The organism is Streptomyces sp. NPDC051822 (assembly GCF_044452745.1).
Taxonomy (GTDB): Bacteria; Actinomycetota; Actinomycetes; order Streptomycetales; family Streptomycetaceae; genus Streptomyces.
This window is the reverse complement of the sequence record NZ_JBITBZ010000006.1, coordinates 364,168-377,357: the sequence shown is the minus strand read 5'-3', so window position 1 is coordinate 377,357 and position 13,190 is coordinate 364,168. Positions and strand designations below refer to the sequence as shown.

General features: G+C 72.6%; 13 protein-coding genes. 3 read left to right on the top strand and 10 right to left on the bottom strand.

The genetic code is table 11. The features are described 5' to 3' along the window. Positions 1-33: 33 nt before the first annotated feature. From ACIA8N_RS21345 to ACIA8N_RS21335, 3 genes are read right to left on the bottom strand one after another with little or no spacing between them, the layout of a single operon-like run. A complete protein-coding gene (locus tag ACIA8N_RS21345; RefSeq protein WP_365783601.1) occupies positions 34-828 on the bottom strand; it encodes a polysaccharide deacetylase family protein in 795 nt (264 codons plus the stop codon). Beyond that, the gene (locus tag ACIA8N_RS21340) at positions 825-1,934 is read right to left on the bottom strand and encodes a glycosyltransferase family 2 protein (protein WP_365783599.1); all 1,110 of its coding nucleotides are present in this window, start codon (positions 1,932-1,934) and stop codon (positions 825-827) included. The genes ACIA8N_RS21345 and ACIA8N_RS21340 overlap by 4 nt, the downstream gene beginning before the upstream one ends. Continuing rightward, positions 1,931-2,761 carry a glycosyltransferase family 2 protein gene (locus ACIA8N_RS21335; protein ID WP_365783597.1) on the bottom strand — a complete coding sequence of 277 codons (831 nt, stop codon included), beginning with the start codon at positions 2,759-2,761 and terminating at the stop codon, positions 1,931-1,933. The genes ACIA8N_RS21340 and ACIA8N_RS21335 overlap by 4 nt, the downstream gene beginning before the upstream one ends. Positions 2,762-3,400: 639 nt before the next feature. Between ACIA8N_RS21335 and ACIA8N_RS21330 the strand changes: the two genes are divergently transcribed. Further along, positions 3,401-4,207, top strand: coding sequence for an SGNH/GDSL hydrolase family protein (locus ACIA8N_RS21330; protein WP_365783595.1), 807 nt, complete (start codon positions 3,401-3,403; stop codon positions 4,205-4,207). On the opposite strand, the gene ACIA8N_RS21325 is transcribed toward ACIA8N_RS21330, so the two are convergent. Further along, positions 4,191-5,228, bottom strand: a complete 1,038-nt coding sequence (locus ACIA8N_RS21325) for a protein kinase (protein ID WP_365783593.1) — start codon at positions 5,226-5,228, stop codon at positions 4,191-4,193. The genes ACIA8N_RS21330 and ACIA8N_RS21325 overlap by 17 nt on opposite strands. 312 nt (positions 5,229-5,540) lie before the next feature. Here ACIA8N_RS21325 and ACIA8N_RS21320 point away from each other — a divergent pair, with 312 nt between their 5' ends. Beyond that, a complete protein-coding gene (locus tag ACIA8N_RS21320) occupies positions 5,541-5,813 on the top strand; it encodes a hypothetical protein (protein ID WP_365783591.1) in 273 nt (90 codons plus the stop codon). A gap of 154 nt (positions 5,814-5,967) precedes the next feature. Here the strand turns inward: ACIA8N_RS21320 and ACIA8N_RS21315 are convergent, their stop codons facing one another. From ACIA8N_RS21315 to ACIA8N_RS21305, 3 genes are all read right to left on the bottom strand, one after another. Next, positions 5,968-7,164 (bottom strand): CaiB/BaiF CoA-transferase family protein, encoded by a 1,197-nt coding sequence (locus ACIA8N_RS21315; protein WP_365783589.1) that lies wholly within the window; start codon positions 7,162-7,164, stop codon positions 5,968-5,970. A 61-nt stretch (positions 7,165-7,225) separates the two neighbouring features. Continuing rightward, on the bottom strand, positions 7,226-8,002 hold the full coding sequence (locus ACIA8N_RS21310) for an ABC transporter permease (RefSeq protein ID WP_365783586.1): 777 nt from the start codon (positions 8,000-8,002) through the stop codon (positions 7,226-7,228). Next, entirely contained in the window at positions 7,999-8,937 is a 939-nt protein-coding gene (locus tag ACIA8N_RS21305; RefSeq protein WP_365783584.1) for an ATP-binding cassette domain-containing protein, read from the bottom strand. Before ACIA8N_RS21305 ends, ACIA8N_RS21310 begins: the two co-directional genes overlap by 4 nt. Before the next feature lie 62 nt (positions 8,938-8,999). Here ACIA8N_RS21305 and ACIA8N_RS21300 point away from each other — a divergent pair, with 62 nt between their 5' ends. Then, the gene (locus ACIA8N_RS21300) at positions 9,000-9,728 is read left to right on the top strand and encodes a TetR/AcrR family transcriptional regulator (RefSeq protein ID WP_365783582.1); all 729 of its coding nucleotides are present in this window, start codon (positions 9,000-9,002) and stop codon (positions 9,726-9,728) included. Positions 9,729-9,743: 15 nt separating this feature from the next. On the opposite strand, the gene ACIA8N_RS21295 is transcribed toward ACIA8N_RS21300, so the two are convergent. The 3 genes from ACIA8N_RS21295 to hmgA all read right to left on the bottom strand — a co-directional run bounded on the left by ACIA8N_RS21295 (position 9,744) and on the right by hmgA (position 13,163). Further along, a complete protein-coding gene (locus ACIA8N_RS21295) occupies positions 9,744-10,958 on the bottom strand; it encodes a type ISP restriction/modification enzyme (RefSeq protein ID WP_365783580.1) in 1,215 nt (404 codons plus the stop codon). Between the two features lie 68 nt (positions 10,959-11,026). Further along, entirely contained in the window at positions 11,027-11,776 is a 750-nt protein-coding gene (locus ACIA8N_RS21290) for a GntR family transcriptional regulator (protein ID WP_365783578.1), read from the bottom strand. Positions 11,777-11,816: 40 nt separating this feature from the next. Then, positions 11,817-13,163, bottom strand: a complete 1,347-nt coding sequence (gene hmgA, locus ACIA8N_RS21285; RefSeq protein WP_365783576.1) for a homogentisate 1,2-dioxygenase — start codon at positions 13,161-13,163, stop codon at positions 11,817-11,819. Between the last annotated feature and the right edge of the window lie 27 nt (positions 13,164-13,190).

The window sequence follows — 13,190 nt, the reverse complement described above, 5'->3', positions numbered from 1 at the left end:
GGACGCCCCCCTTGTCGCAGGTCCCGCGGTACGTCAGATCCAGTGGCCCCGCACGGCGCCCCGGGCGCGGCGCGCGAGCGCGTACCCCTTCGTCATGGCCCGGTCCGCCGCGAAGTTGCGACCGACGGACCGGCCTTCCACGAGGCGGGTGAACTCGCCGATCCCCGTCGACCTGCGGACGGTCACCCGCTCCAGGGCGTACGGGCCCTGACGACGCCTGGCGAGCGCGTTGCCGACGGCGAGCGCCTGGGTGAACCCGGCCTCCCGGACCGTACGGCGGACCCGGCGGCTGGAGTACCCGTACGGGTAGGCGAAGGACACCGGGGCGGCCCCCAGCTCCTCGCCGACGATCTCGCGGCAGCGCAGCGTCTCGAACCGCAGCCGTGCCGCGTCGAGCTGGTCGAGCTGCGGGTGGGTGTGGCTGTGCCCGCCGATCTCGGTTCCCGTGTCGGCCAGTTCGCGCACCTGGCCCCAGTCGAGCATGGTGTCGAGGGCGCCGCCGGTCGTGTGCCTGCCGGGCAGCCAGCCGGTGGAGACGAAGACGGTGCTCGCGAAGGAGTGCTTGGCGAGCACCGGCAGCGCGTACCGGTGCACGCCCTCGTAGCCGTCGTCGAAGGTGACGAGCAGCGGCCGGGCGGGCAGCGGAGCGCCGGTGCGCCAGGCGGTGGCGAGCCCGGCGGTGGTCAGCGGGGTGAACCCCCGCTCGGCGACCACCTCCATCTGTGCCGCGAACGCCTCGGGGGTGACGGAGAGCCCGAGGGTCGCGGGGGCGGGGTCGTGGCCGACCGCGTGGTACATGAGGATCGGCACGGCGGAGGTCGCGCTCATCGGTCCGCTCCCTCGGCGGTACGGGAACCACTGCCGCGACCGGCGGCGGCACCGTCCCCGGATCCGCCCTCGTCCCCGGTGCCCACCGCCCCGCTCCCGTCCCGTTCGATCGGACCCCACGAGAAGGTCGTCCCGTTCCGGCGGGCCCGGAGCGTGCCGAGCGCGTAGCCGCCGGCGGCGACCGTCACCCCGGTCACGATCGCCCCGGCCCGGCCGGCGCCGCCGGAGCGGCCGCGCAGGGCGTCGCGGACTCCGCGCAGGACCCCGGCGGGCAACACCCGTGTCGAGTAGCGCCGTTCGGACTCCAGGCCCTTCTGCGCCCCGACACTGCGTGCGACGAGCGCCTTGGAGAGCCCTTCGGCGTAGACCCGGGTGCGGAAGTAGCCGAAGCGCTCGCGGACGGCGGGCACCTTGTGGTGGATGACCGCCCGGTCGTCGATGAGGAGGATCGCCTCGGGCAGCGCCTTGGAGAGCCGGATGCACAGCTCGGTCTCCTCGCCGCCGAGGGGCCGCCGGTCGCCGTCCCGCCCGATGCCGGTGGCGAAGCCGCCCGCCGCGTCGAAGGCCGTACGGCGGAAGGAGGCGTTGCCGCCGAGCACGTTGCGCACCGGGACGCGGCCCGGGGGCAGACCCCGGTACGTACAGCCGACGACCCAGTCGAACTCCTCGGGGAACCAGGCCGGGCGGCGGCCGGACGCCCAGACGGGCAGGGTCCGGCCGCCGACGGCCATGACACGCGGGTCGTCGTAGGCGGCGGCGAAGTGGTGGAGCCAGTCCCGCTCGGCGACCGCGTCGTCGTCGAGGAAGGCCACGAACCGGCCACGCGCGGCGGCGATTCCGGTGTTGCGGCCGGCGGAGAGGCCGCGGGGGCCCGCGTTGGCGAGCACCCGCACCTCCGCCCCTTGTCCGGGCGGCTGCCGCTCCGCGTACTCCTCGGTGAGCCGGGAGAGGAGCCGCTCGTTGTGGTCGACGACGAGCAGCGTCTCCAGCGGCGGCAGCGACTGCTTCCGAACGGAGTCGACGGCGGCGAGGATGTCCTCCCACCGCTCCTCCGTGTAGACGCAGATCACCACCGAGAAGCCGTCCGGGGACGTGCGGTGGTTCAAGACACCTCTCCCCGGGGGACGTTGACGGAGAACGGGGCGGGCCGGCGGCGGGACGCCTTGGCGGGGGACTTCTCCCTGAGGATGACCTTCAGGACGCGGATGCCGTCGCGTACGGCGTTGAGGTTGCTGACGCCGTGAATGCGGTTGTATTCGTGGCTCGGCACCTCCTGCACCTTGAGGCCGGCCTTGACGACCCGGATGTTGATCAGGGTCTCGATCTCGAATCCGGTGCAGTCGAGGGTGATCTTGTCGAGGCAGTGGCGCCAGAAGGCGTTGTAGCCGTAGCAGAGGTCGGTGTACCGGGCGCCGAACTTGCGGTTGACGAGGGTGCAGAGGGCCCAGTTGCCGAGTCTGCGAATGGTCGTCATGTCGTCCGTGCCGCCGCCGTTGGCGAAGCGGGAGCCCTTGGCGAAGTCGGCGCCGCCGACCAGGGCGGAGACGTAGGAGACGATCTCCTGGCCGTCGGCCGATCCGTCGGCGTCGACCATGACGATGATGTCGCCGGTGCATGCGGCGAAGCCGCTGATCAGGGCGTCGCCCTTGCCCTTGCCGACCTGTTTGACGACCTTGACGTCAGGTCGGAGTTCCCGGGCGACCTCCACCGTGTTGTCGGTGGAATTTCCGTCCACGAGAACGACTTCGTGAATCCATTCCGGCAGCGTCTTGAAGACGTACGGAAGGTTTTCGGCTTCGTTCATCGCGGGAATCACGACACTTACCGGCGGTGTGATCGCCAGATGCGAGGTGATGGCCCGGTATTGGGCGGCTATTCGACTCGGCTCGGTCAATTCTCGGCCCGTGGCGGTCGGGCGCAGGAACGAGCTCATGGGTCTGGTTTCCCTCTCGTCCGGTGGGCCGCCCACCCCTTGGGCGGCCCGATGGTGTGTCCGGTTCGAAAGGGGGGTTCACGCCCCGCCCGCACGGAGATGATCTCCTTGCGGGATCGGCGAGTTGGCATATCCGGCCGCGCGGTACCCACGCCTCGGCGCAGGTTCGAACACCGAGCACGGCACCCCCCTACCGCGCCCCGCTCCGGGGACCATCAGCGACGCTAGAGCCCTCCCCTGAGCCGCTTTGCGTGATGGACCGGTGCGGGTGAGATGTACGACGGTATTGATGAATGGGACTGTATGGCAAGTCCCGCTTGTGTGACCCGGTTTTCCGTAGTTTGGCGAAGCTTCGACGGTCAGATGCGTAACCGTCCCGATCGGATTCGATCAATCCGTTTGAACCCGGGGGGCGGTGGGACAGGATCACGCTTCTGTGCATTGTTGTGTGAATGTGTCGCGACCGCGTTCGACCGCCGAGCGGGACCGGAGCCTCCGGTTCCTGTGGTGGCCGGATATCGACGGTTCCTGACGGAGGATCGGGAGACGTTCACCCCCAGTTTTGACATGAACACTTCCGGCGGAGCGGATCCGATGCTACTACCTGGTAACGCAGAGATCCTGCTACAGGGAGGTTCCATGAGACTGTCCCGCTTCACCGCGCTTTCGTCCTCGCTCCTGCTCGGTGCCGTCCTCGCCCTCACCGGGGCGGGCGCCGCCCAGGCGGCCGAAACCGCCGCCCTCGACTACGTGGCCCTGGGGGACTCGTACTCCTCCGGTGTCGGCGCAGGCAGTTACGACAGCGCGAGCGGCGACTGCAAGCGCTCCACGAAGGCCTTTCCGGTGCTCTGGAAGAACGCGAACGCCCCTTCCTCCTTCGCGTTCACCGCCTGCTCGGGCGCCCGAACGGGTGATGTGACCGCCAATCAGCTCGGCCCGCTCTCCGCCGCCACCGATCTGATCTCCGTCACGATCGGGGGAAATGACGCCGGTTTCGCCGACGTCATGACGACCTGTGTGCTGCAGTCCGAGTCCACCTGCATCAGCCGTGTGAATCAGGCCAAGAGCTACGTGGACACCACGCTGCCCGGCAAGCTCGACTCCGTCTACACGGCCATCAGGAGCAAGGCTCCCGCCGCCCGCGTCGTCGTCCTCGGCTACCCGCGCTTCTACCAGCTGGGCGGCAGCTGCGTCGCCGGCCTCAGCGAGAACGAGCGCAGGGCCATCAACGACGCCTCCGACTACCTCAACGCGGCCGTCGCCAAACGCGCCGCCGACCACGGCTACACCTACTCCAGTGTCGTCCCGGCCTTCACCGGACACGAGATCTGCTCCGGCTCCGCCTGGCTGCACAGCGTCAACTGGCTCAACATCGGGGAGTCCTACCACCCGACCGCCGCCGGCCAGTCCGGCGGGTACCTGCCCTCCTTCAGGAACGTGGTGTAACCGCGCCGATGCCCGTGCCCGTGGCGCCGGGACCGGTCGGAGCGGTGCTCGTGACACCGCCCGGGCCGGGACCGGGGCCACGCTCGTCGTCCCGTACCGCCTGATACGTCAGCGCGCCCGCGATCAGCAGCGCGCCGATCGCGCCGGCGAGCAGGACATGACCCCGGCGCGGCGGTCGCGTCCCGCGCGCCGGAGCGGCCGAACTCCCGCCGCCGGTAGGGGCGTTTCCCTGGTGATGGTCGTCGCCGGGCAGTTCCCGTCGGTCCTGCCCGGCACCTGGCGGGGTGGAGGAGACCTCCCTCCGCACCGGGCGCGCCCCGCCCGTGGCGATCCGCCGCAGCTCCCGCTCGGCCCGCCCGGCCCGCTCGGTGATCGGGGCCCGCTCGGTGTCCCCGTCCGCCGGGGTCCCGGACGGCTCCTGGTGCGACAGCTCGTCGATCACCGCCCGGAGCACCTCCGTCCGGCCGTCCGCCGACGGCAGTGACGAGGCCGCCGCACCCAGCAGCGCTCCCAGGGAGCGCAGCTCCGCCTCCGGCCCCGGATCGTCCTCCGGCGCCGCTCCGAAGCCGGTCGTGACGACCCGTCCGTCGTTCGCGAGGAGGACGTGCTCCGGTCCCACCCCCCGGTGCGGGGCGCCCGCCTCCCGGCCCGCCCGGAGCGCGGCGAGGACCTCGGCGCCGACGCGGGCGGCCTCGCGCGGCGGCAGCGGACCGGCCTCCAGCGTCTCGGCGAGGGTGAGGCCGCGTACCAGCTCCGTCACGACCCAGGGTCGGCCGTCCTCGGTGGCCACCCCGAGGACCCGTACGACGGAGGGGTGGGTGATCCGGCCCGCGGCCCGCGCCTCGCGCTCGCGCCGCGCGTACAGCAGCGGCAGCTCGTCCGCGGGGAGTCCGGCCGGGGCGCGGAACTCCTTGAGGGCCACGTCGTGACCGCTCGTCTCGTCCAGGGCACGCCAGACGGTGCCCGCCGTCCCCTCGGCGAGGACGTCCAGAAGCCGGTAACGACCCGCGATCACCGTCATGGATCCACGGTAGCCGAGGGGCGTCCCCGCGGCTCCGCTCCGTCGGCGAGGCGGAGGCGACGATCTTGGTGGTGGAGATCACACCGACCCGGGTGTCCGCGGGGGAGGGTCCGGAGTGCAGGATGGTTCGTGACGGTTCGGCAGGTGTTCGAAATCCTGTCCAACTCACCCTGGAATCAGATGGATTCGCACGGTAACCGTCAACCCCCGTACGCGTGCGTGAATCCCGCCGCCGGGATACACGGGTGTCATGGCGGGGCGATAGGGTTAACCTGCCCTGGGTCGGGTGCCCTTGTACGGGTGGGGAGTGACATGGAACAGATAGCAATGCGCAGCAGGCCTCGAGTGCCTGCCATCACCTGCGGGAGCAGCGCGACCAGTTCGCGGCTCGACCGTCATCTCGCGGTGCTCGGCGGTCCCGCCGTGCCCCAGCGTGAGGTCGCCGAGGCGACGCTGCTGATGCGCGAGCTGACGACGCGTACGCAGGAGGCGCCGGTGCACGGTCACCGCAGCCGCAGCGCGCGGGTCTCGCTCTTCGCCCCGCTCCGCCGACTGCGCCGCTCCCTCTTCGGTACGCGCCGCTGAGGCTTGGGGCCTCCCGAGGGTCCCGCCCGCTGACCCCGGTCGCCCGTACGACTCCGACTGCGACACCGCCGGACGTGTCCCCGCCCGTCCGGCGTTCAGTCATCCCCGACGGCGGGCATGACGCCCGAAGGTGCCAGGCCGGACACCCGAAGTGTCAGGCGATCACGCCCGCGCTCCTCAGTTCCTCCACCCCCGCCTTCGGCACCCCCAGCTCGGCGAGTACCTCGTCCGTGTCCTGTCCGAGCGCCGGAATACGGGCCGGCCGTGGCTCCGGCGCGTCCGGGAACACGATCGGCGGCAGCAGTGAGCGCAGCGGCCCGACCGGCGACTCCACCTCCCGCCAGCGGTCACGGGCCGTCAGCTGGGGATGGTCCGCGAGCTCCGCGACCGAGTTGAGCCGGGCGCAGGCGACGCCCGCCGCGTCGAGCCGGGCGAGCGCCTCGGGCGCCGTCAGCGGGGCCAGCGCCGCCGCGACCACCGCGTCCGTCGCCGCGCGCCCGGCCACCCGCGCCGTGTTCGTCGCGAACGCCGGGGTGTCGGCCAGTTCCGGCCGGCCGATGACCTGTTCGGCGAGCCGCCGCCACTCCCGGTCGTTCTGCACGGAGAGCAGCACCATGCCGCCGTCCGCCGTCGGATAGGCGTCGTACGGCGCGATCACCGCGTGCGCGAGCCCCGTACGCGCCGGGGGCGTGCCTCCATGCATCCCGTGATGCAACGGATGCCCCATCCACTCGGCCAGCGAGTCGAGCAGCGAGACCTCGACCGGTCCGCCCCGGCCGGTCGTGCCGCGCCGCACGAGGGCGGCGAGGACGCCCGAGAAGGCGTACATCCCGGCCGCGATGTCGGCGGCCGGGATGCCGGACTTGACCGGCTGCTCCGGGGTGCCGGTCACCGACACCAGGCCGGCCTCGCACTGGACGAGCATGTCGTACGCCCGCCTGTGCGCGTACGGGCCCTCGGCCCCGTACCCCGAGACGTCCACCGCGATCAGCCACGGGTGCGCGGCGCACAGGGTGGCGGCGTCGAGACCGAGCCTGGCCGCCGCGCCCTGCGCCAGGTTCTGTACGAAGACGTCGGCGCCGGCCACCATCCGGCGGACGAGGGCGAGACCGCGCGGGTCCTTGAGGTCGACCGCCACGGACTCCTTGCCGCGGTTGCACCAGACGAAGTGCGAGGCGAGGCCCCGGGCGGCCGTGTCGTACCCCCGGGCGAAGTCCCCGCCGTCGGGGCGCTCGATCTTCACGACGCGGGCGCCGAGGTCGGCGAGCTGCCGGGTGGCGAAGGGGGCGGCGACGGCCTGTTCGACGGCGACGACCGTGACCCCTTCGAGGGGGAGTGGCTGAGTGCTCATGGAAGCCCTGCCTACCCTGCGGGCCGGTCCTTGTCATCGGGACGTGGGTCACGCCACCGGGTCAGCCCCGGGCATAGCGGCGTACGGCGAGCGGAGCGAAGAGGGCGATCAGGGCGAGCGACCAGAGCAGCGCCCCGGCGACCGGATGGGCCACCGGCCAGGCGGCGTCCGCCGGTACGGGCGCGTTGCCGAAGAGGACCCGTACCGCCGTGGTGACCGCCGAGATCGGGTTCCACTCGGCGACCGTGCGCAGCCAGCCGGGCATGTTCTCCGTCGGGAGGTAGGCGTTGGACAGCAGCGGCAGCATGAACGTGGCGCTGCCGAGCTGTCCCGCCGCCTCCTCGCTCTCGGAGGCCAGGCCGAACAGGATGCCCATCCAGGTCGTCGCGAACCGGAAGAGGAGCAGCAGGCCGAAGGCGCCGAGAGCCTCCGGCGCCGTCCCCTCGATGCGCCAGCCCATCGCGAGTCCGACCAGGATCAGCGGGACCGTGCCGACGGCGCTCGTGGCGAGGTCGGCGAGCGCCTGTCCGAGGGGGACGGCGGCCCGGCTCACGGGCAGGGTCCTGAAGCGGTCCGCGACGCCCCGGTGGGTGTCCTGCGCGGCCTGGAACATGCCGGTCATGAGGCCGCCCGCCGCCGTCGCGACGAGCAGGCCGGGCACCAGCTGGGACCGGTACTCGGCGCCGGGCATGGCGAGCGCGCTGCCGAACACGTACCCGAAGAACAGCAGGAACACGATCGGCATCGTCTGCGTCATGACGGTGATCGCGGGCGCGTGCCGGACACGCTGGAGATGGCGGCCGAGGACGGCGGTCCCGTCGTGGACGAGGGCGTTCACGCGACGAGCCCCTTCCGGTCGGTGAGGCGCAGGAACACCTCGTCGAGGGTGGGCGGACGCAGCGAGGCGTCGACGATGAGGACCCCGGCCGCGTCGATCTCGCGGACGATCCGGGGGAGGGTGAGCGTGGTGTCCGTGGCCACCGCGCCCACCGTGCGGCGCTCGGCGTCCAGGGCGGGGGCCGAGCCGGTCAGCCGGTCGAGGACGGCCGCGGCGGCTTCGAGGGCGGACGGTTCCGCCACCACGACCTCGGCGTAGCTGCCGACCAGGGCCTTGAGTTCGGCCGGGGTGCCGCGTTCGGCGACCCGTCCCTCGTCGATCAGGACGATGCCGTCGGCGAGCTGGTCGGCCTCCTCCAGGTACTGCGTGGTCAGCAGCACGGTCGTGCCCTGTGACGCCAACTCCCTCACGGCGTCCCAGATCCCGTTGCGGCTGTGCGGGTCGAGCCCGGTCGTGGGCTCGTCGAGGAAGAGGACCCGCGGCGTCACGAGCAGGCTCGCCGCCAGGTCGAGCCGGCGCCGCATGCCGCCGGAGTACGTGCGGGCGGGCCGTCCGGCCGCGGCGGTGAGGCCGAAGCGCTCCAGGAGTTCGTCGGCCCGGGCGCGGGGGGCGCGCAGCAGCCGGGCGAAGAGCCGCAAATTCTCGGCGCCGGTGAGGTCGCCGTCGACGGAGGCGTACTGCCCGGTGACCGCGATGCGCTTCCGTACCCCCGCCGCGTCGCGCACCACGTCGTGTCCGGCGACCCGCGCGCTTCCCGCGTCGGGGGTGACGAGGGTCGTGAGGACGCGGACGGCGGTGGTCTTGCCGGCGCCGTTGGGCCCGAGGACGCCGCAGACGGAGCCCTCGGGGACGGCGAGGTCGAGGCCGCGGAGGGCGTGGACCTCGCCGTACCGCTTCTGGAGACCCTCACTAAGTACGGCGTACGTAGTAGTCATGGCATGACCCTACCCCACTGCGTACGGTGTACGTAACTAGGATGGAGGCGAGGTGATGATCCATGACGGGCCGAACGGCCGAACCGGAAGTGATCTGGGCGCGCCCCGAGCGCGCGGGCCGAGGCCCCAAGCCGGCGTACAGCAGGACCGACATCGTGGCCGTCGCCGTGCGCATCGCGGACGCGGACGGCATCGACGCCGTCTCCATGCGCCGCATCGCCGCCGAACTCGGCTGCGGCACCATGTCGCTCTACAACTACGTCCCGCGCAAGGAGGACCTGTACGAGCTGATGGTCGACGCCGTCAGCGGCGAGTACGAGTTTCCCGGGGAACCCAGCGGCGACTGGCGCGCCGACATGAACGCCATCGCCCACCAGGGCCGCGCGATCATGTACCGGCACCCCTGGCTCGCCCGCATCATGACCACCGCCTACGGCTTCAGCCCCAACGCCCTGCGCTTCCTGGAGTGGTGCCTCGGCTGCCTGGAGCCCCTGGACATCCCGGCCGGACTGAAGATGCAGCTGATCGCCATGGTCAACGGCACCGTCATGGCCACCGTCGCCAACGAGCACGCCGTCGCCGAGCGCGCCCGCGGGCTGCCCTGGTCCGAGGAGGAGGAGCAGGCCGTGCGCGGCGCCTACCTCGCGGGGCAGGTCGCGACCGGACGGTACCCGCACCTCGCCGGACTGCTGGCCGAGGCGCCCGCTGCCCCCGTCGACCCGGACGTGATCTTCGACATGACCATCGGCCGGCTCCTCGACTCGTTCGCTCCCCCGGTCACGGGGGCGTGAACCGCGCCTCCCCGGTCACAGCAGCATGAACTGCCCCTCGGGGCCCTCCTCCTGATGGTCGAGGACGGACGCGGGACGGCGCGCCCCGGGCGGCGGGGGAAGGACGCCCGCCGCACGCAGCTCCTCCCGGCCTGCCGCCCCCGCCGCGAAGGCGGCCCGCTCCGGCTCACGGGCGCCGAGCAGCGCGAGCACCGTGATCAGGTCGAGCAGCTCCGAGGTCCACTCCTGAGGCCAGTCCGCAGGGCCGATCGCCTCCAGGGAACCCGGCTCCGCAGGAGCCGTCCGGTGCGCGAACCACTGCTCGAGGACCCGCGCCCCGCCCACCCGGTACTCCCAGGCCTCCTCAGGCACGGGCGAGATCCGGCCGCCGTCCAGACACAGCGCCTCGTCCCCGTCGTCGTACGTCATCGCCTCCGGCCGTGCCGGGACCGCCGCCCGCACATAGGGACGGCGACCGCCCGGCAGCCGCGGCTTCGTGCCGCTCACGGCGCCCCGCACCTGGATGTCCGTCAGCTCCCGGCCGAGCGCCACGCCCGCCGCCCACACCTCCGGATCCACGGGCAGCGGCACCCGGCACCCGGCGGGGGAGGGGCGGGCCGCCGCCACCGTCCACGCCAGCCACTCAAGGGCGTCGACCTCGTGCCCGTACCGCTCCCCGAGATGGTCGAGGAGGCCGGGCGCGAGATTGGGCTCCCGGCCCCCGGGGCGCCGGAACAGCGGGCGGATCCGGCCCGGCCTGCCCGCCGGCGAACGTCCCTCCGGCAGCACGGCCGTCACCAGCAGGGCGGGCCCCGCCGCCCCCGGCACGTACCCCTGCTCGACGGCGAAGAGCTGCGGCTGCCCGAGCACCCGCCACAGCTCGGGGCGCGCGGTGTCGATCAGCCGGTGGTCGGGCAGCAGCCACTGCTCGTCGAACGGCCCCCGCGCGACCCGTACGGGTTCGGGGCAAGGACCCGACTCGCGGGACCAGCGGACGGTCCCGGTCCGCTGCCCCGGCAGCGCGGCCACCGCACTCGCCGCGGTCCGCGCCCGGCTGGGCCGGAACAGGGCCTCCCGCTCGGCGCCCTCGGCGGCCAGGGCGCGGTCCCAGCGGGACCGCAGCGTCCGCGCGTCCGGCGCCACGATCCACGAGCGGCCGAAGCGCAGCGGCGCGACGGACCACGGCATGAGTTCGTCGAGGAGGGGCAGGTCGTCGTCGTCCGCTCCGGGGGAATCCGTCACGCCCCGCATGCTAACGACCGCGAGGAGGTCTCCACCGTCCTCCTGGGCTTCCGCCGTCCCTACGGGGCTTCCTGTCCCTACTGGGCCTCCACCGTCACCGTGAAGGAGAAGCGGTCGCCGCGGTAGCGGATGCGGGCCACGTCCACGACCCGGCCGTCCTCGTCGTAGGTCACACCGGTGTAGTGGAGGATCGGCGAGAGCAGCGGGACCTGGAGCAGCGCCGCCGTCTCCGGGTCGGCGAGGCGCGCCTCGACCGTGTCCGTGATGCGGCTGATCCGCACCCCGACGACGTCCCGCAGCACCTTCGTCATCGGCCAGCGCTCCAGATCCGCCGGGTCGATGGCCGCGGCGAGTTCGGGACGCACCGCGTTCTCCGCCCAGTTCGTCGGCTCGCCGCTCTCCCCGTCGCGGCGCAGCCGCCGGTACGCCACGACCTCCGTCACGTCGGGGAAGTACTCCGCGAGCTCGCCCGGCACCGGCGCGGTGCCGTGCCCGAGGACCGTCGTCCGCTCGCCCGACTGCTGGGCCACGATCGCGTCGATCGAGCCGAGCAGCCGGCGCGGGGTGGAGCGCCGGGCGCCCGGCTCGATGAAGGTGCCGCGCCGCCGGTGCCGGCTGATCAGGCCCTCCTCCTCCAGCTCCTTGAGGGCCTGGCGCATGGTGAGCACGCTCACGCCGTAGTGCGCCGCCAGCTGCTCCTCGGTGGGCAGCCGCAGGGAGGCGTCGGGCGTGCGGCCCAGTATCGAGGCGCGCAGCGACTGTGAGACCTGATACCAGAGCGGCAGCTTGCGGTTCAGGACCAGCGAGTCGGGAGCGAAGGCGGTCACGGTTTCTCCGTACGAAGGCTACGGTCTTACGGCCGGGACTCTACGGCCGGAAGTGGCGCTCCAGACCCTGCCATACGTCGTCGTACCCCTTCTGCAGATGGTCGGCCTCCGCGGCCTGCGGGGTGGCGGTCACCGGCCAGCGGGTCTCGAACATGAACGCCAGGCCGTCGTCGATCCGCTGCGGCCGCAGCTCGGCCGCGCTGGCCTTGTCGAAGGTCTCCCGGTCGGGACCGTGCGCGGACATCATGTTGTGCAGTGAGCCGCCGCCCGGCACGAAACCGCCCTTTCCGGCCGTCTTGGCGTCGTACGCGCCCTCGATCAGGCCCATGTACTCGCTCATCACGTTGCGGTGGAAGTACGGCGGGCGGAAGGTGTCCTCGCCGACCAGCCAGCGCGGCGCGAAGACCACGAAGTCCACGCTCGCGAGCCCAGGGGTGTCCGAGGGCGAGGTGAGGACCGTGAAGATCGACGGGTCGGGGTGGTCGTAGGAGATGGTCCCGATGACGTTGAAACGGTGCAGGTCATAGACGTACGGCGTGTGATTGCCGTGCCAGGCGACGACATCGAGCGGGGAGTGGCCGTACGTCGCCGACCACAGGTTGCCGCAGTACTTGTTGACCACCTCCACCGGGCCCTCGACGTCCTCGTAGGCGGCGACCGGGGCCCGGAAGTCACGGGCGTTGGCGAGACCGTTGGCGCCGATCGGGCCGAGGTCCGGGAGCTGGAACGGGGCGCCGTAGTTCTCGCAGACGTAGCCGCGGGCCGTCGGGCTCTGCCCGCCATCGGACGCAGCCTCGAGGAGCTCGACGCGGAAGCGGACCCCGCGCGGGATCAGCGCGACCTCGCCGGGGTGGGCGGCGAGCAGGCCGAGCTCGGTGTGCAGGAGGAGTCCGCCGCGCTCCGGGACGATGAGCAGCTCGCCGTCCGCGTCGCCGAAGACCCGCTCCATGGAGGCGTTCGCGTGGTACAGGTGCACGGCCATGCCGGAGCGCTGGGCCGCGTCGCCGTTGCCGCCGAGGGTCCACAGGCCGGCCAGCCAGTCGGTGCCCGGAGCCGGGTCGGGCAGCGGGTCCCAGCGCAGCCGGTTCGGGTCGGGCACGGTCTCGGTGAAGGGGGCGCCGCGCAGCGCGCCGTTGTCGATCCGGGTGTACGGCGGGTGCGCGGCCGACGGGCGGATCCGGTAGAGCCACGAGCGGCGGTTGTGGGCCCGGGGTTCGGTGAAGGCGCTGCCGCTGAGCTGCTCGGCGTAGAGGCCGAGGGGCGCCCGCTGCGGTGAGTTACGGCCGTGCGGCAGCGCGCCGGGGACCGCTTCCGAGCTGTGCTCGTTGCCGAAACCGGTGCTGTAGCTGAGCGCCTCGGCCGTCTTCCTGGCCTGCTCCGTGGTCATCGACCGCTCCTGTCCTAGCCCTCAAAG

Coding starts and splice junctions, on each gene's coding strand:
- ACIA8N_RS21345 (WP_365783601.1), bottom strand. CDS start 828: ATGAGCGCGACCTCCGCCGTGCCGATCCTCATGTACCACGCGGTCGGC.
- ACIA8N_RS21335 (WP_365783597.1), bottom strand. CDS start 2,761: ATGAGCTCGTTCCTGCGCCCGACCGCCACGGGCCGAGAATTGACCGAG.
- ACIA8N_RS21330 (WP_365783595.1), top strand. CDS start 3,401: ATGAGACTGTCCCGCTTCACCGCGCTTTCGTCCTCGCTCCTGCTCGGT.
- ACIA8N_RS21325 (WP_365783593.1), bottom strand. CDS start 5,228: ATGACGGTGATCGCGGGTCGTTACCGGCTTCTGGACGTCCTCGCCGAG.
- ACIA8N_RS21320 (WP_365783591.1), top strand. CDS start 5,541: ATGGAACAGATAGCAATGCGCAGCAGGCCTCGAGTGCCTGCCATCACC.
- ACIA8N_RS21315 (WP_365783589.1), bottom strand. CDS start 7,164: ATGAGCACTCAGCCACTCCCCCTCGAAGGGGTCACGGTCGTCGCCGTC.
- ACIA8N_RS21305 (WP_365783584.1), bottom strand. CDS start 8,937: ATGACTACTACGTACGCCGTACTTAGTGAGGGTCTCCAGAAGCGGTAC.
- ACIA8N_RS21300 (WP_365783582.1), top strand. CDS start 9,000: ATGACGGGCCGAACGGCCGAACCGGAAGTGATCTGGGCGCGCCCCGAG.
- ACIA8N_RS21295 (WP_365783580.1), bottom strand. CDS start 10,958: ATGCGGGGCGTGACGGATTCCCCCGGAGCGGACGACGACGACCTGCCC.
- hmgA (WP_365783576.1), bottom strand. CDS start 13,163: ATGACCACGGAGCAGGCCAGGAAGACGGCCGAGGCGCTCAGCTACAGC.